This window comes from uncultured Psychroserpens sp. (assembly GCF_947501425.1).
Taxonomy (GTDB): domain Bacteria; phylum Bacteroidota; class Bacteroidia; order Flavobacteriales; family Flavobacteriaceae; genus Psychroserpens.
Genome location: NZ_CANMVN010000002.1, coordinates 168,605 through 186,777, shown reverse-complemented (window position 1 = coordinate 186,777; position 18,173 = coordinate 168,605). Strand labels below are relative to the sequence as shown.

At 34.2% G+C, this 18,173-nt stretch carries 11 protein-coding genes; 7 read left to right on the top strand and 4 right to left on the bottom strand.

Features of this window, described 5'->3' with window-relative positions:
* Nucleotides 1–28 precede the first annotated feature (28 nt).
* Nucleotides 29–1,696 (top strand): amidase family protein, encoded by a 1,668-nt coding sequence (locus Q0951_RS03320; RefSeq protein ID WP_299334231.1) that lies wholly within the window; start codon nt 29–31, stop codon nt 1,694–1,696.
* Here Q0951_RS03320 and Q0951_RS03315 read toward each other — a convergent pair.
* Entirely contained in the window at nt 1,693–2,784 is a 1,092-nt protein-coding gene (locus tag Q0951_RS03315) for a serine hydrolase (RefSeq protein ID WP_299334228.1), read from the bottom strand. The genes Q0951_RS03320 and Q0951_RS03315 overlap by 4 nt on opposite strands.
* Nucleotides 2,785–2,888: 104 nt before the next feature.
* Here Q0951_RS03315 and rimO point away from each other — a divergent pair, with 104 nt between their 5' ends.
* Nucleotides 2,889–4,193 carry a 30S ribosomal protein S12 methylthiotransferase RimO gene (rimO, locus tag Q0951_RS03310; protein ID WP_299334226.1) on the top strand — a complete coding sequence of 435 codons (1,305 nt, stop codon included), beginning with the start codon at nt 2,889–2,891 and terminating at the stop codon, nt 4,191–4,193.
* On the opposite strand, the gene Q0951_RS03305 is transcribed toward rimO, so the two are convergent.
* The 3 genes from Q0951_RS03305 to Q0951_RS03295 all read right to left on the bottom strand — a co-directional run bounded on the left by Q0951_RS03305 (nt 4,194) and on the right by Q0951_RS03295 (nt 8,115).
* Nucleotides 4,194–5,006, bottom strand: coding sequence for a hypothetical protein (locus tag Q0951_RS03305; protein WP_299334223.1), 813 nt, complete (start codon nt 5,004–5,006; stop codon nt 4,194–4,196).
* Between the two features lie 226 nt (nt 5,007–5,232).
* Nucleotides 5,233–5,775, bottom strand: a complete 543-nt coding sequence (locus Q0951_RS03300; RefSeq protein WP_299334221.1) for a DUF4287 domain-containing protein — start codon at nt 5,773–5,775, stop codon at nt 5,233–5,235.
* A 534-nt stretch (nt 5,776–6,309) separates the two neighbouring features.
* Nucleotides 6,310–8,115: a tetratricopeptide repeat protein gene (locus Q0951_RS03295; protein WP_299334220.1), complete on the bottom strand. Its 1,806-nt coding sequence runs from the start codon at nt 8,113–8,115 to the stop codon at nt 6,310–6,312.
* Between the two features lie 228 nt (nt 8,116–8,343).
* Here Q0951_RS03295 and Q0951_RS03290 point away from each other — a divergent pair, with 228 nt between their 5' ends.
* From Q0951_RS03290 to Q0951_RS03270, 5 genes are all read left to right on the top strand, one after another.
* Nucleotides 8,344–8,991: a hypothetical protein gene (locus Q0951_RS03290; RefSeq protein ID WP_299334217.1), complete on the top strand. Its 648-nt coding sequence runs from the start codon at nt 8,344–8,346 to the stop codon at nt 8,989–8,991.
* 114 nt (nt 8,992–9,105) lie between these two features.
* Entirely contained in the window at nt 9,106–9,615 is a 510-nt protein-coding gene (locus Q0951_RS03285; RefSeq protein ID WP_299334214.1) for a T9SS type A sorting domain-containing protein, read from the top strand.
* A gap of 31 nt (nt 9,616–9,646) precedes the next feature.
* Nucleotides 9,647–11,977, top strand: coding sequence for a hypothetical protein (locus tag Q0951_RS03280; protein ID WP_299334212.1), 2,331 nt, complete (start codon nt 9,647–9,649; stop codon nt 11,975–11,977).
* A 33-nt stretch (nt 11,978–12,010) separates the two neighbouring features.
* Nucleotides 12,011–17,470, top strand: a complete 5,460-nt coding sequence (locus Q0951_RS03275) for a T9SS type A sorting domain-containing protein (RefSeq protein ID WP_299334210.1) — start codon at nt 12,011–12,013, stop codon at nt 17,468–17,470.
* A complete protein-coding gene (locus tag Q0951_RS03270; protein ID WP_299334207.1) occupies nt 17,467–18,165 on the top strand; it encodes a hypothetical protein in 699 nt (232 codons plus the stop codon). The genes Q0951_RS03275 and Q0951_RS03270 overlap by 4 nt, the downstream gene beginning before the upstream one ends.
* Nucleotides 18,166–18,173 lie beyond the last annotated feature (8 nt).

Genomic DNA, 18,173 nt, shown 5'->3' with positions numbered 1-18,173 from the left:
TTATGTATTTTTATAAAAAATGCTAACCATGAGATACATACTTCTACTTTGCCTTATTTTTATTACTTACAGCTGTAAACCTTCCGAAGAGAAAAAGGAAACCCCTACTGATGTTGAAACGAGTCAGGATACTAAAGACGAAAATGATATTAGTGATATTTCTACGAAAGAATTCAGAGAATTTAAAGTCTTAGATTCTAAATACATTAACTCTAATGAACTTTGGGATATATTTGAAAAGGATCTAAAAGATTTTACTGAAGCTAAATACAATGCACTAAAACCACTTATCCTGGATCAGGATATTCCAACCCTTCAACAACACATTACAAGTGGAGCATTGACATACGAATTGCTCACCAAGTTTTACCTCCACAGAATTAAAACATTTGACAGAAACAATGCTTTGTCCCTCAATTCTGTAATAGCTATTAATCCCAATATTATAAATGATGCGAAAGCATGTGATAAAGCTTTTAAGGCATCAAAACAGCAAAGACACCCTATTTATGGAATGCCAATCTTATTAAAAGATAATATCAATGCAACAGGAATGTCAACTACAGCTGGAGCAGTAGCGTTGAAAGATAATACTACTGAAGATGCTTTCATTGTGAAACAATTGAAATCGAAAGGTGCACTCATTCTTGGTAAAGCAAATTTAAGCGAATGGGCTTATTTCTTCTGTGGTGATTGTCCGAGCGGTTATTCGGCAATCGGCGGACAAACATTAAATCCATACGGACGAAAAATTATTGATACAGGAGGTTCCAGTTCTGGTAGTGGTGTGGCCGTAGCTGCAAATTTTTGTGTGGCTGCTATTGGTAGCGAAACGTCTGGTTCTATCTTGTCACCATCGAGTCAGAATTCCGTAGTTGGACTCAAACCAACTATAGGTTTAGTGAGTCGTAGTGGCATTATTCCTATTTCATCAACTTTAGATACTGCTGGACCAATGACTAAAAATGTCATGGATAATGCTATACTAATGTCTGCTATCTATGGGTATGATGACAACGACCAAAAATCTTTAAATCCGAAATGGCCTGGATCATACTATTATAGTGGTTTAACAGATGTAAAAAATGTAAAAGGAAAACGTTTTGGTGCCATTAAAGGCTTGATGGAAGATCAACTGTATGTCAACGCTATTGAAGTACTAAAAGCTCAAGGTGCTGAAATTATAGAAATAGAGGCTGCCGATATTGGCCTTCCAGGATTTTTAAGGTTGTTAAATCTGGATATGAAAGTAGATCTGGTAACTTATTTAAAAAACTATGGAAATCCTAATTTAGAATACTCGTCTATTGAAGATATTATGGACTTTAATCGTAAGGACAGCTTGAATGTCATGCCTTATGGACAAAAATTATTTCAGGGTGTATCTGATGACTCGGCAACCGAAGCAGAATTTGCCAAAATAAAAAGTACTTTAAAAACCAATGGAAAACGCTTTTTTGACGAACCAATGACTACTCACAACTTAGATGGCATATTATCTATTAATAACTATCATGCTGGTTTTGCAGCAGTAGCTGAGTATCCTGCATTAACGGTTCCGATGGGTTATGCTGAAAATGGAGCTCCTAAAGGTCTGACATTTATAACTATTGGAAATGAACGACGATTGTTACAATGGGCTTATGTCTACGAACAGGCATCGAAAATGAGGAAGTCACCAGCAAATTATAATTAGTTGGTTAAGGCATTGATCTTTTCCCAAAGGTCATTATCGAAATTGGACAATGCAAAATTGATATCGTCTGCAGGTTCTCCCATTCTGATTACCACAAGATCTTTACTTGGTACGATATAGATTTTCTGATCGTCTCTACCTAAGGCACAATACATATCCTCAGGTGCATTTGGAACTAATTCTCCGGAAAATTCAAGTTGAAATTGCGGTAAGCGATAGGATGATTTTCCATTGAGCCACCATAAATATCCATAAGCCTGATTGAGTGGTTGAGAGGTATTTGTAGCCTCGTTTAAAAAAGACTGAGATACAATTTGATCCTCTTCCCATTTGCCATTAGCAGAGATCATTAATCCAAAACGTGCCATACTTCTGGTATTGCTCCAATACACATTGAGATCATCAATAGGAAACCAGGCTCCAGACATGCCTATTCTGTTTTTTAGGACGGTATTAAAATAGGAGTTCCAGGTTTGATTACTGGCAGCACTTACCACGTCTTGTAATTTGACATAGACATTATGATAGGCCCATCGATCACCAGCATTGGCAATATACTGAAGATTATCAGGTGAAATATCATCTCCCAGACTGTCATCTAGGCCTGAATTCATCGATAATAGGTTTTTACAAGTGATCAGATTTTCTTTATCTAATGGAATGCTTGTCCATCCTGTTCCAATATAATCAGATACCTTATCATCTATGTCTATCAAACCTTCATCTTGAGCAATTCCTATTACAGTTGTTGTTAGTGTTTTTCCTGCACTAGCCCAATACCATGGTGTTGCGTTTGTGTGCCCATTCATATAGGCTTCAACCACTATGTTTCCGTTATGAAGTATCATAAAACTCTTGGTATTCTTGTCGTCTAGAAAATCTAAAAGCGGTTGTAATTCAGCGTTGTTCCATTCTAAATCTGAAATGGATTTGGTTTCCCATGTGTCGCTTCCATCAGTAGGGGGAAAGTATGTGAATTCAGGTTCTGGAGTTCCATCTATGGGCATTTCCGAGGTGTCATCACTCGATGAGCAATTAAAACACAGTGAGAAACATATAAAAAGGGCGATGTAGTGTAAAGACTTCATAACAAAGATTTCATAGTTGGACTATTTCCTATGAGAAAGGTTTAATTGTCTCAACACAAAGATATCACAAATCATTATGTATCTTTGCAAACTGAAATTCAACTATGAGAACGAAATCACTTAAGAAGAATAGAATCAATGTTGTAACCCTTGGTTGTAGTAAAAATGTTTACGATAGCGAAGTGTTAATGGGACAACTAAAAGCTAGTGGGAAAGATGTTGTGCATGAGGAAGAAGGCAATGTGGTTGTGATCAATACCTGTGGTTTTATCAATAATGCGAAAGAGGAGAGTGTGAATACTATTTTAGAATTCATGCAAAAAAAGGAAGCAGGCGAGGTGGATAAAGTATTTGTTACAGGATGTTTAAGCGAACGTTACAAGCCAGATCTTCAGAAAGAAATTCCAAATGTTGATCAATATTTTGGAACCACAGAATTACCACAATTATTGAAAGCTCTTGGAGCAGATTATAAGCATGAATTAATAGGAGAACGTTTAACAACGACACCAAAAAATTATGCCTATTTAAAAATTGCAGAAGGCTGTGACAGACCTTGTAGCTTCTGTGCGATTCCTTTGATGAGAGGAAAGCACAAGAGTACACCTATTGAAGATTTAGTAACAGAAGCTGAAAAATTAGCAGCTAATGGTGTTAAAGAATTGATACTTATTGCTCAGGATCTGACCTATTATGGATTAGATCTTTATAAAAAGAGAAACCTTGCCGAATTACTGGAGCATTTGGTAAAAGTAGAAGGTATTGAGTGGATTCGTTTACATTACGCATTTCCAACAGGGTTTCCTATGGATGTGTTAGATGTAATGAACCGCGAACCGAAGATCTGTAATTATTTAGACATTCCATTGCAGCATATTTCAGATCGTATTCTAAAAAGTATGCGTCGTGGAACCACCAAAGCGAAAACCACAAAGCTGCTTCAGGAGTTTAGAGCTAAAGTTCCTGAGATGACTATTAGAACTACGCTTATCGTAGGTTATCCAGGTGAAACTGAAGACGACTTTCAAACGTTAAAGCAATGGGTTAAAGAGATGCGTTTTGAGCGTTTAGGATGCTTTACATATTCTCACGAGGAAAATACACATGCCTATAATTTAGAAGATGATGTGCCTGAAGCCGTGAAAATGGATCGTGCTAATCAGATCATGGAAATCCAATCGCAGATCTCATGGGAATTGAATCAAGCCAAAATCGGACAAGAATTTAAAGTCGTAATCGACAGAAAAGAAGGCAACTACTTTGTTGGTCGTACCGAATATGATTCTCCTGATGTGGATAATGAAGTGTTGATTGATGCAACAAGTACGTATCTTAAGACAGGCGAATTTACAACTGTAAAAGTCATAGAAGCCGAGGATTTCGATTTATACGCTGAGGTCGTGAATTAGTTAACAACCATCTGCAGGTCCAAACGTAAATACCAATTCCTGATCTAATGTTTCTCCTTTATTATTTTCCGCAGGAATCCATGTTCCTGGAATGTTTTTGATAAGAGTCATGAATTGATCATCAATGGATTTATAACCAGTTGACATCGCATCATGTTTAACATCTGAAATGTTACCTTCGCTAGTTACCTTAAAAGAGATTTTAATAGCGCCAAGTTTCATGTCTTTTATAACATTCATATAGTCTTTACTCTGTGCCTTTAGGTAATTTATAAGTGCGTCTTTACCATCAACGTAGGTGGCTTGTTGATTGGGAACAACAGTGATATGCGGACCAAAAAAACGATCTTCCATTTGACCAGTCTCTTCGTTTTTTGCTGTGAATTTTGTTCTGATTGTAAAATGACTAAAGTAAGCTGTTGATTTCAAAAGGTCTTTTTGAGCATCTGTAAGGAATTCGTTGTTGCCATAGGCACGTTTTTCAGAGAGTTGGTTGTTTTCAACCATGATGAGTCTAACAGAATTGATCTGATCTATTTGTGCTTTTTCTCCCTCATTTAAAAAATCATAAATGGTTGTCGCATTGTGCACATCTGATAGTTTTACAGGAGCAAATCTCGAATCTACACCATAGTATAAGTCGGGAATTTTTTTAGTGTTAAGATGATTGGTGTTCTGATTTTTTATGACTGAAATATGCTCTTTTGATAATTCTGCTTGTTCAGTATTAGTGTGGTCCCAATTTGTGAAAGCTAAAATTGATAAGCTCGCTATAACTAGTATTGTGCAGATAATAATGATGTATTTTTTCATAATAGGCGTTTTTTGATTTATCTAAGTCAAATATATCGACTAGAGTGAGTTATAAAACCCGATAAAATGTAAAAAAAGTGTAAATTTTATGTCAAACGCTCTATTGTACTCAAGACACCGCTAATTTGTATAGCAATAATGTTGGAGTCTAAGTGACCTAGTTAGAGTTTATGTATTGTTTTTCTGAATAGCTTTGTTTTTTAAACTCGGCAAATATGTAAATGTTTTATTGAGATAGATTATAAGCCTCTTTTATCCATGATATAAGTTCTGGATCAACCTCTTTTTCTGAAGTTAATTGCACACGATGAGTACACATAGTTCCAAACGGACCAGAGTTTCCTAAACGATCTGTGGTTGGTTTTCCTGGTAATTTGAGTCCGAGATCAATTCTGGTTTTTGTAGCTGGTTTTATGAGAACAAACTGTCGTTTTCTAATGACGCTAACACTGGTTTTTTTGGGTGTAATGGTGATATCATTTCCAAAAGACTTCACCTCTTTCAATAGTGCTTCATATATAGGAAATAGTTGTTCTTTACCTTTATATTGATTGGTTACCAGATCATCTGCTGAATGATTATCTCCTTTTGATAAGGTTACGATAGTATTAGCGAAACCGTGAGTCACACCATGTTCTTTTTTTAGGAAATTTACACCTTCTGAATGCTTGGCAAATGCTTTGGCTTTTAAAATTGATGTCCATTCCTCTAATGACTTACCAGTTTTTTCTGGCATATTATTGATCATTGTTTGTAATGCTTTATCCATAACTCAATCAGTTTATGTATTTAAAGATATAACAAGTTTAGCAATTTTTCAGAATAAAAAAAGAGTAAACATAACTGCTCACTCTTTTAAACAAACTAACGTGATTTTGGCTAATCCCATTATTTTTAATGTCGTTGTGATTATTTAACTATGCTCTTGCGCATTGAAGTTATCACTTAATGGTCTAGATATACTATGCTTTTGATAGTATGATTCGAAGTATAAAGAGGATTATAAGCATCGTAATTTGTTTATAAGGTCATAGACCATTGATATTATAACGCAGTTTTGGGTTTGAAGATTCAAAATAATTGTGTTTTGTGGTATGTTATTATTAGTTTTCGTAGCGACTTGCAACTGGTAAAGTCTGCAGCCTAACCAGTGCAAGGCACCACAAAACTGGTTGTCAACTTAATGACATACCAAACATACATACAGATTATGATGATTCATAATTTTGAAGGTAGACAACTTGTGGACGTCTTTATATGGACTCATGGACAAAAGGTGGACTTTGTTTTTTAAACAATTGATTTATAGGTCTATAACTAATTCTTGAAGTGAGTCTTCTGTTGCTAGATTTAGTTTTTTACGTAGACGATAGCGTGCTTTTTTAACGCCTTCGGTGGAGATATTTAAAATGTTAGCAATTTCCTTAGTGGATAAATTCATTTTAAGTAATGACATCAATCTCAGGTCGTTTGCTGATACCTCAGGATAGTTGCGTTTTACATTGGCATTGAAATCTTTGTGGACATCTTCAAAGTAAGTTCTAAACTGTTCCCAGTTGCTATCATTATTGATATCTAGGTTAATGGTATTGATCACATTTTGATAACTCCTGGAATTTGGACTGTCTGATTTAAGTTCTTTGAGTTGTGCCTTGAGATCGAGTAATACTTCATTTTTATGCGCTAAATGTAAAGCATGTGTAGTGAGTTCTTTTTCTTTGAATCGCAATGAGGTATCTAATTGCTCGCGTTCTAGTTTGTTTCGCTTCATTTTTTGTCGTAAACCATAGAATAATGCACCTGCAAATAATAATAAGGACAGACTACCAATACCAAGCAAGCGTTGACGGTTTTTAGAGATTTCTTCCTTTTGCTTAAGAGCATCAATCTCGCCTTTCTGGATGGCGAGTTCTTTTTCTTTTTTTTCGGTTTGATAGCTGATCTCCAATTGATTCATTCGCTCTATATTTTCCTCATTTAGGATGTCGTCATGGAGTTTATGATAACTAACATGATTTTGATAAGCTTTCTCAAATTGACCTACAGCAGAATATGCCTGAGATAAGCGAAGATAGTCTGTGATCATTTTTTTTGATGTACCAGTTTCCTCAGAAATCTTTAAAGCCTTTTTGAAATAATCCAAGGCAATTCTGGGTTTGTTTTCTTTCATGTAAACTTCACCCAAATGCCTGTAATTGAGTCCGGTTAAAGAGGTTTCGCCATAATTCTGACTAATAGCAAGTGACTTTTCATAGTAGCTTTTTGCTATAGCAATGCTATCCAGATTATAATATGCAGAACCAATATTGTCATAGGCTCCCGCAAGATCATTGTTGTAATTATTGGCTTTATTGTAGGCAATGGCATCCAAAAATAAAGGAATCGATTCCTCATAATGTCCCATGGTACTGAGATTGATTGCAATGTTATTATTAATAGATTTTAGGTCTTGTTCAAGATCAAGTTTTTCAAAGATTACTTTTGCTTTATTGTAATAGGTGTTTGACGCTTCATAATTGCCAATGTCTCCCTGTAAATTTCCTATATTCCAATAACTGGCAGCTATGCTTTCTTCTGTATCGTTGAGTTGTTCTTTGAGTTTTAGAGACTGCATATGAGTTTCTAATGCTTCCCTATAATTGCCAAGACTCTTAAGAGCAATAGCCTTATTATTCATTGTGGCACACATTTGAATACTATCTCCAATTTCAGCATATTGCTCTATCACTATAGAGAGAGTAGAATCGGCTTTTCTGTAGTCTGATGTAAAATTATAATATACTCCTAAATAGTTAGTAGTTCTTGCTATAAAACTTTTGTTCCCTAATCGATTTGCTAACACCATAGTACTATCCAGATAGGGTTTGGCTTTTAATGGATCTACATATATATAATCTGCAAATAAGTGCGCATAGGTGATAATTTGAGTTGTGTCTGTTTGTTGTGATGCTGCCTGTAAAAGACTATCTACTCGCTTTTGATCTTGTGAAAAACTTACCTGACTTATAAGAAAGACCGAAATGAGTAATACGGAAATGTCCACTTCTAAGTAGACATAATTTAAAAATCTAAAAATTAGGACATTTTTGACTCGAGAATTTGCTTCCATGTTTTGTGGTAGTTAGATTATCTAAGATAATGACATTTAGTTTAATGTTTTAAAATATTGATAATCAGTTTATTAATAATATAATTACTTAGTGTAATTGTGTTACATAAATATCTTCAAAATTTTAAATAGACCGTTTTTTTTATGGTGGACAAAGGGTGGACAGCCCTATATTTATGAAAAACCAGTCTTTATTTTATCTAAATTGCTACAACAAAAACTGGTTTCATGCTAAAGAATTACAAGATTCTTACATCAATTCTATTGATTAGTAATTTATGTTTCTGCCAACAACTTACCTTCGAGTTTGGTACAACAGTGTCCGCCTTTGATTATGAAAATTCACAGGGAAGACCACTAAATAATTTGCTGTCTAAATCAAAATCATACTTTGGTATGGGTTACAGGCAATCTATAAATGATGCTAATACATTGTTTTGGTCGCTCGGTGCTTCTTACAATAGTTACGGAGCAATAGGTAGCGAAAGCAGTGTTGATAATTACTTTGAATGGGATGTAAGTTACTTAGGTGTAAAAGCTGGATTAGATATTAAACTGTTTGAGCTTAGAGAACTTACGTTTTTAGCTAATGTATCTGCAGCTTCAGAATTTTTAATTCGAGGAAATCAAACCATTAATAATGATGTCTTCAACCTAGTAGGTGAGGAGGAGTTCAATAATAACATTCTATTTTTTAGAGGCGGTCTGGAAATGCAGTATCCAATTTCAAGGAGTACTGCAATTTTTGTGCGGTATTCTTATGGAACATCAGTACTAATTAGTAGTGGTAAGAATGCTGAAAAATTGAATTTGAATGCGCATCAATTTGGTTTGGGTTTCATCATAAATCTGCCTAAATGTTTTTGCAGTTATTAGTCAATTAGGCATTTGAGTAGACAAAAGGTGGACATTAGACTAGTTATTAAAATAAATGAATTTTTACTTATAAGTTTAAACTGTTAATAGTTTGAAAATAAACATAATAAATCAATGAAAGCTATAATTTATATCATAGTGTTGTTTGGATTTTTTCAAGAATTTCATGCACAAGATCAATCAGGATATCGCATAATACGATCAAATCTTGGTAGCAGTGGCTCTTCTCAGAACGTGGTGACCAGTAATGGTACATACATTATTAGTCAAAGCATAGGTCAGTCGAGCGTTATCGGAACGCACTCTAATAACGGCTACTACTTAAGGCAAGGTTATCAACAGCCTTTAGGTAAGATTAAAGTTGTTGGAGGTTATAATCATGATCTAGAAGCTAAAGTATATCCTAACCCGTTTAAGGAATCCATAACAATCACATTTAGTAATTCAATACTTAACAGTATATCTGTTGTAATGTATGATGTTGAAGGTAAGCTTGTTCATTCACAGGAATTTTCACCAGCACAAAGCATCAGAGTTAATATCAATACTATTTCAACAGGATCATACTTCTTAAAAGTAGTTTCTGGTAGAAAACATTTCAGTACAAAACTCATTAAAATTTAAAAAAGAATCAATAATTATAAACCCACCAATTATGAAAAGAATATTAACCTTTGCGTTCTTTATTTGTTTGATGTCTCAAGCATTTGCACAAACCGATGGTATAACCTATCAAGCCGTTATCATTAGTCCGGATAATTTAGAATTACCTGGAGTAGATTCAGAAGGTAATTATTTGCCAAATACCACAATTGCTATAAGATTTACAATTTATGATAGTGGTAATCAAATAGAATTTCAAGAGGTACAAATTACGGATACTGATGAATTTGGACGAATCAATCTTTTAATAGGTGATGCAGAACATGATTATTTCAAGGAAATAAGCTGGGATGGTACTCCAAAAGATTTAAAAGTGGAGATTGATTTCGACGCAGGAAATAATTTTGAAACGATGAGTCGAGAAAGATTAACCTTTCTACCATATGCATATCACAGAAATATTACAGCTACAGGCACTTTAACAGTTGATGATAGAACCTATCTCAATGGTGAATTACAGGTGGAAGGCCCAACCAATTTGAGTAGTACTCTAGATGTTAACAATGGTAATGCTACCAATCTTACGGGAACCTTAGATGTTGACGGAATTGTCAACTTGAATGAGGCGTTTAATGTAAATAATGGTAGCCCTTCAATACTTACTGGTGATTTAAATGTTAATGCCAACACGGCTTTAGATGGGACTCTCGATGTTCTCGGACTAACAACCTTAAATGATCTTGTCGTGAATGGTGAAGCTAGTTTTGGTGATTTAACTGCAGCAACACTCAGGGTAACAGATTCTACTAATTTGGGTGGCGGACTTAATGTTACATCAGATTCGCAAGTAAAAATAACATCGACCTTACAGGGTTCGGATTTAGATATCAATAAGTATCCTTTATTGGTTGAAGGTGGAAATCAAGGTATAGCAATTAAGGTCAATGCTGTAGGCGCTAAAAACGAAAATAATTTCATTTCATTTTGGGATGCAACTTCTCCTAGTGATACAAGTGAATTACCACCATTGGGAGGTATTGGAGGTGCAGCTAATATTTTATGGGATTTATTGAGTGGTGGAGCACCATTTGAACCATGGACAGATTTTTATGGTAACAATGCCAATACAGTATCTGGCGTAACAATTCCAAATTACGAAGGTGCACCAATGCTTTGGGGTAGAATAGAAGGTGAAACTGAACAAAGCGAATTTACCAATAACGCAGATTACAACTTAGATAGACTTAATGTAACCTACGATGTTGTTGATGGTACTCTAGATTTGGTATGGCAAACTATAGATGTTACAATAGCAGGTATTGCATTAACTTCAGCTTCTGCTGATGTTAGAGCATGTGTAGGGTTTGGCGCATGTGTGGTTTCTCCTGGGCCAGCAAAGATTGCAGCAGAAATTGCATCTTTAGCACTTGAAGTAATTAAGGAAATTGCTGCAATAGCCAACGAAATTTTCGCCATTAGAAACTTACAAGTGTTTGATTATAATAAAGAAAAATTTAGAGGTGTCTCTTATGCCTCTGGAGCAGGAGATTATGCCGAGTATTTGGTTAGAGCAGATATTAATGAAACTATGTCTTACGGAGATATTGTTGGAGTTAATGGAGGTAAGATCACTAAGAATACTGATAATTCACATAGAATGATGGTAATTTCTTATAAGCCAATTGTTCTTGGTGCTTTACCGCAACCTCAATTAGAGCAGTACTATGAAAAAGTAGCGTTTATGGGGCAAGTTCCTGTGAAAGTCTATGGAAAGGTTAATATAGGCGATTATATTTTACCTAGCGGAAATAATGATGGTATTGGTATAGCTGTATCGCCAGCTCAAATACAACCTAGAGATATAAAAAATATTGTTGGTGTTGCATGGGAATCAGTAGAGTTTAAATCTGGTTTTAATTATGTCAATGTCGCTGTAGGTTTGAATGCTAATGATACAAGTCCGTTTATTGAGAAATTAGAGGAGCAATTTTTAAGTCAGGCCAATGAAATAAATGAATTAAAGCAACTTTTAGAGCAGACTATTAGTAGAATAGATGCGCTTGAAAATGGAGCTTTGATTTCTGGTGATGACGGTTCGCAGATGGATGAAGATGCTCTAAGTGGAACTTCAGCAGATGGTCGAAATTATACAGTTGAAGATAATATCATCTATTATGAAATAACAGATGCTGATATAGAAAACGGCTTAAAATTAGCTGAAAAAATGATGAAGGATGAAGGTGTTGATACAAGAAAACATCTAGTGTGGAAGAAATTAAATGAAGATCCTGATTTTAAACTTAAGTTTATTAATTCAGTAAAAGAAAAGTTTGATAAACAAATTCATTATCACAAAGAAGTTATTAAAGAAGCAAAACATTAAAATTAATCAGGTGTTTTAAATAACAAAAGTGTTATGAAAAAAAGTGTCCAATTTTTGATTTTGATAATGTTGTTTACCTCCGCACTATTAGGGGCCCAAACAACCTCAATTCCAGATGATAATTTCGAAGAGTACCTAGAAACGCATGCTGAAGACGGTTCTCAGGTAAATCTTGGAGATGCCAATAGTATGGGAGATGGTATAGCTAATAATAACTTAGTACTTACAGACAGAATATCAAATGTTGTCACACTTAGTGTCATTGATTTGGAAATTGCTGACCTTACAGGTATAGAAGATTTTACAAACTTAGAGATTTTATTATGTAATGATAATAGATTAGCTACTATTGATGTTTCAGCTAACACTAATTTGAAACTATTAAATGTATCAAATAATAGGTTAACTGGTGAGTTGGTTGTAAGCAATAACTTAGATTTAGAAGATCTGTTTTGCTCTTCAAATCAAATTAGTACGCTCAATTTATCAGTAAATACTGTTCTGAAAAGTCTTGATGTCTCAAATAATGCATTGACTAATTTAGATTTAAGTTCTATCAATACAGTAGTATGTCCTGATCCGCAAACCGATCCAATTACCCTATGTCAAGGTTCGGCTTTAATTAATGTCTCCAGAAATCAACTAACGTCCCTAATAGTCAATAATGGTTTCAATGACCTTGTGTCTTTATTTGATGCTACTGATAACCCAGATCTTTTCTGTATTCAAATTGATAGCGGATTCACACCTTCTGGTTGGTTGAAAGATGATTGGACTTATTACAGTGAAAACACTTGCGTGGACATTTATACTTACGTACCAGATGATAACTTTGAGCAAGAATTAATCAACCAAGGCTATGATGATGTCATAGATAATCTAGTGCTCACAGATAGTATAGATGATATCATCAATTTAGATATTTCGAATGTATCAATTTCAAGTTTGATTGGAATTGAAGATTTTTCGGTTTTACAGATTCTGAATTGTAGTAATAATACACTTGAAAGTGTAGATCTCTCTAATAATACGGCGCTTTTAGATATAGATATTTCAGATAATAATTTGTCTGTCCTTGATGTAAACGCTAATGTACTTTTAACAACACTAAATTGCTCGAATAATGCAATCGAAAATTTAGATCTAAGTAGTAATCCATCTCTGGCAACACTAAATTGTTCTGATAATGGACTTACTAGTATCGATATAAGTAGTAATACAGCGTTGAGTAATATGGATTGTTCAATGAATCAAATTGAAAGTTTAGATACAACATCAAATACTGCTTTGACCACTTTATTATGTAACAGTAATAATCTATTTGCATTGAATATTAATAATGGAAATAATACTGCTATAACAAGCTTTGATGCAACAAATAATGCTAATCTATTTTGTATAAATGTAGACGATGTGGCTTTTGCTGATGGTGCAGCAGGTTGGCAAAAAGATGCGATAGCTGCTTACAATCTCGACTGTGGAACCTACATACCTGATGATAATTTTGAACAAGCACTCATCGACCAGAATATAGACTCAGACGGAATACTTAATAATTACGTGGCCACTGCAGACATCAATACTGAAACGGTCTTAAATGTCTCAGGACTTGCAATTGAAGACGTAACAGGAATTCAGGATTTTACTGCCTTACAAAATTTGAACATATCAAATAACCTAATCACTAGTTTGGATTTGAGTAATAATACTGCTCTTCAAATTTTGGATTGTTCAATCAATCAAATAGAAGACTTAGACCTCACAGCTAATACTGCCTTAACATCAGTGCTATGTAATTTTAATGCATTAAAAGCTTTAAATATTGAAAACGGAAATAATGGAGCTTTGACTGTTTTTGATGCTACTGATAATCCTAATTTGTTCTGTATCAATGTTGATGATGCCATCGAAGGAAGTATTCCTGGAAGTTGGCTGAAAGATGATTTTGCAACCTATAATGGCGATTGTCTTAATAGTCGTTTTACCGCAATTCCAGATCCATTTTTTGAACAAGCACTAATTGATTTTGGTTACGATGATGTTATTGATGGACAAGTATTGACCTCAAATATTGAGCATATAGAAGCCTTAAATGTTAGCGACCAAAGTATTTCTGATTTAACAGGTATTAGAGATTTCAAATCTTTAGTAGAATTGGATTGTAGTGGCAATTATTTAGATGATTTAGACGTGAGCGATATGATTTATTTACAACGTCTCAATTGTAGTTCTAACTTCTTGCTTACAAATGATATTAACGATGCCAACGGAGTATTCAATACTACTGGAACTGTTAGTCTAGTAGAGTTGTTTTGTGCAGGAAATAATTTAGCTAACCTTAACACATCTCAAAATATTAACCTGGAATTTTTAGATTGTGCTGATAATGATTTAGATGTTTTAGATATTTCAGGCAATACTGCATTGAGAGAATTAAACTGCTCTAATAATACTTTGACAAGTCTTGACGTAAGTAGTAACACTGCTCTTGAAGATCTTAATTGCAACAGTAATAACATAACTAATTTAGTTACTACAACTGTAAATAACACAACTCTTATAAGTTTGAGCTGCGTCAACAATGAGCTCGCTAATATTTCGGTGGATAACTATCAGTCATTAGAGACTTTAAATTGTGCATCAAACGACCTTACACAAATAGATGTATTGTCAAATCCACAATTAACATTTTTGGCTGTAACAGACAATCAAATTTCAGATATTAACCTACAAAATAACATCAATTTAATTGAAGCCCAAGTATCTCAAAATGATCTGTCCCAGCTTGATGTTTCTGCTAATATTGCTCTTGAGCAATTAAACTGTGGTTTTAATGAGATAACTCAACTGGATTTAAGTTCAAACACTCTTCTGGAATTTTTATCATGTCCTAACAATCAATTAACAACAATAGACTTGTCTGGCAATGGAAACCTAATTGAAATAGATTGCAGTTCTAATCTCTTAACCAATATTATTTTATCTAATAATTTAGGAACATTAAAGCGACTTAATGTTAGTAGTAATCAAATTGAAGGTGATATTGATTTAACTACCATGGCAATCTCTGCGTGTGTATACAATACAAATCAAACCCAGTTTTGTCCAGAAACTGTAATTATAAACGTATCTAATAACCTTTTCGATTTTGTAAATATTCAAAATGGAATCAATCCCGACATTGCAAGTTTAAATGCTTCAGGTAATCCTAATTTAACTTGTATTCAGGTAGATGACGCTAATACTATTGGAGCTAATTGGGTGAAAGATAGCGATACAAGCTATAGTGAGGATTGTAATTTTGGTGAAACCTATGTGCCTGACGATAATTTTGAACAGGCATTGATCAATTTAGGGTATGATTCTGGTCCATTAAATGATTATGTGTTAACTGCAAATATTGAGGCTTTAACAAGCTTAGATATTAATGGAAATGCTATTGCTGATTTAACAGGAATTGAGGATTTCCTGGCTTTAGAAAGTTTGAATTGTGCTGATAATAATTTAAGCGAAATTGACCTGAGTTCTAATGTTAATCTACTCAATATTGATTGCTCTAATAATACCTTGTCTGAGTTGAATGTTGAAAATAATACAGCTTTGACCATATTGAACTGTGCTGGTAATTCCATCAGTAGTTTAGATCTTAGCGCCAACTCTAATCTTTCAAATTTGAATATTAGTAACAATGCATTTACATCATTTTTACCTGCTGAAGTGTTATCATTAGAGGTGTTTAGTTGCGAGAATAACCAAATTACAGAGCTCGATTTTCAGCAAAACCAATTGTTATTAAGTATCAATTGTCAATCAAATATATTGGAAACTCTTAATGTCAAAAATGGACAAAATGGAATATTAGCTAATCTGAATGCAACCAATAATCCAGATTTAATGTGTATTGAAACCGATAATGGTACAGTGCCAGCTGGTGCTACTTGGTCCATAGATACTACAGCACAATTTGCTACGGAATGTTTTTTCGGACAAACCTATGTGCCAGATGATAATTTTGAACAAGCTTTGATTAATTTAGGTTATGACTCTGGTGCTTTAGATGATTATGTATTAACAGAGAATATTGAAAACATTACATTTTTAAATGTAAGCGGAAATGAGATTTTAGATCTCACAGGTATTGAAGACTTTGTAAGCTTAACAACTCTAGATTTTGGTGAAAATCTAGTAGCTACAGTAGACCTTAGTAACAATGTCCTTTTGGTAGATTTAGACGCCTCAGGCAATATGCTAACAGATATGGATGCGTCAATGTTATCAAATTTAACAGACTTAGATGTCTCTAACAATAGCATCACCCAATTGAATTTCGACACGAATTTAAACCTCGTGGATTTAAATATATCCAATAATCTATTTACAAATTTAAATGTAGATATTTTGATAGATTTAGTTGAACTCAATTGCGCAGCAAACCAATTAACTAGTCTTAGCATTACACAAAATTTTAACTTGACGCAATTGTTCTGCCAGTCTAATATGCTTATTGCTGACCAGCTTAATTTACAGAATGGAAATAATCAAAATTTGCAAATTTTTAATGCAACTAATAATCCAGACTTAGGATGTATTTTAGTTGATGATCCTGTAGCAGTAATCTCTAATACAGATGGTACATATGATAATTGGGTAAAAGACGAATCAGCGAGTTATCAAACCATATGCGAAGATGCAGATAATGATGGTGTTCCAAATGAAGACGATCTTTGTCCTAATACTGAATTTGGAGCTGCTGTGGATTTTAATGGATGTGCTTATCCAGATTTGCCAAACGATAATTTTACAGTCTCAATTACTGGTGAAACCTGCCTAAATAGTAACAATGGAAAGGTGACTATTATAGCTCAGGAACTTTATACATATACAGTTACTCTAGGTAATGACGACTTCTTTCAGGCATATAATTTTACCAACGATGTTGATATCTTTAATCTTCTTGCTGGTACTTATGATATGTGCATTACCATAGAAGAATGGCCAGATTATGAGCTTTGCTATACAATCGTTATAACAGAGCCTGATCCATTGGAAGTTTTTGCAAATAGAACAATGTCAGGAGATCAACTAACACTTGATTTGTCTGGTAGTTCTAGTTATAATATTAAGTTTAATGGAGATACATTCACTACACATAATAACTCAATCACTCTAGACTTGCTTCCGGGAGTAAATACATTAAAGGTGAGTACAGATCTCGATTGTCAGGGAATTTATGAAGAACGTATAGTCATGACAGATAATTTCCTAGTGTATCCAAATCCTTTTAAAAATCTAGTTAATATTTATAATGGTATTGAAGGAGACAATCTAAGTATAAATATATATTCCTCATTAGGGCAATTGGTTCTCAGTAAAACTATTGAAAATGAAGGAATGAAGATGAGTGTAAACACTACAGACTTAACAGCTGGTGTGTATATAATGGTCGTAAAAACAGAGACTACAATATCTACATATAAAATCGTAAAACAATGAGACAGATAACCTATATTTTTTGTGTAGCAATTTTATTCTTAGGCTGTAAGGATACTACAGATGATGGTCTTCCAAACAATAACGGAGGAGCTCAAGATCCGCCTAATGGAGTACAACTGGTCTTTCCTCAGGAAGATATGTTGTGTAACGAGGGTGAAAATCCAACACCAACAGAGAGCACTGTATTTTTTGAATGGGAACCCAACGATAATGCCGAAACGTATTTACTTACCATAGAAAATTTAGATACAGATAATATTGAGCAATATGAAACTGTAGATTTTATATTTCCAGTGACTATAAATCGTGCTCAGGCTTTCAGATGGTTTGTCGAATATGCGTATCAGAATGAAACTAAAGTGAGTGCTGTCTGGAATTTTTATAATGCTGGTCCTGGTGTGCAAACCTACGCGCCTTTTCCTGCGGAAATAATATCACCAACTATGGCCCAAACGATTCCTGCTACCAATTCTGTAACATTAGAGTGGAATGGAAGTGATGTTGATGACGATATTGTAGGTTATGATGTGTATTTCGGAACCACTAATCCTCCTGAACTAAATACGAGCGACATTTCAACAGAACAAATTACAGTTCCAGTGTCGACTGGTAATACGTATTATTGGAATATCATCACTAAAGATGCTGAAGGAAATTCATCAGAATCTGGCGTTTTTGAGTTTAGAATATTGTAGTAAATTAA

Excerpts from the sequence above, each read along its gene's own strand:
- Q0951_RS03320 (WP_299334231.1), top strand. The coding sequence starts at position 29 with ATGAGATACATACTTCTACTTTGCCTTATTTTTATTACTTACAGCTGT.
- Q0951_RS03315 (WP_299334228.1), bottom strand. The coding sequence starts at position 2,784 with ATGAAGTCTTTACACTACATCGCCCTTTTTATATGTTTCTCACTGTGT.
- rimO (WP_299334226.1), top strand. The coding sequence starts at position 2,889 with ATGAGAACGAAATCACTTAAGAAGAATAGAATCAATGTTGTAACCCTT.
- Q0951_RS03305 (WP_299334223.1), bottom strand. The coding sequence starts at position 5,006 with ATGAAAAAATACATCATTATTATCTGCACAATACTAGTTATAGCGAGC.
- Q0951_RS03300 (WP_299334221.1), bottom strand. The coding sequence starts at position 5,775 with ATGGATAAAGCATTACAAACAATGATCAATAATATGCCAGAAAAAACT.
- Q0951_RS03295 (WP_299334220.1), bottom strand. The coding sequence starts at position 8,115 with ATGGAAGCAAATTCTCGAGTCAAAAATGTCCTAATTTTTAGATTTTTA.
- Q0951_RS03290 (WP_299334217.1), top strand. The coding sequence starts at position 8,344 with ATGCTAAAGAATTACAAGATTCTTACATCAATTCTATTGATTAGTAAT.
- Q0951_RS03285 (WP_299334214.1), top strand. The coding sequence starts at position 9,106 with ATGAAAGCTATAATTTATATCATAGTGTTGTTTGGATTTTTTCAAGAA.
- Q0951_RS03280 (WP_299334212.1), top strand. The coding sequence starts at position 9,647 with ATGAAAAGAATATTAACCTTTGCGTTCTTTATTTGTTTGATGTCTCAA.
- Q0951_RS03275 (WP_299334210.1), top strand. The coding sequence starts at position 12,011 with ATGAAAAAAAGTGTCCAATTTTTGATTTTGATAATGTTGTTTACCTCC.
- Q0951_RS03270 (WP_299334207.1), top strand. The coding sequence starts at position 17,467 with ATGAGACAGATAACCTATATTTTTTGTGTAGCAATTTTATTCTTAGGC.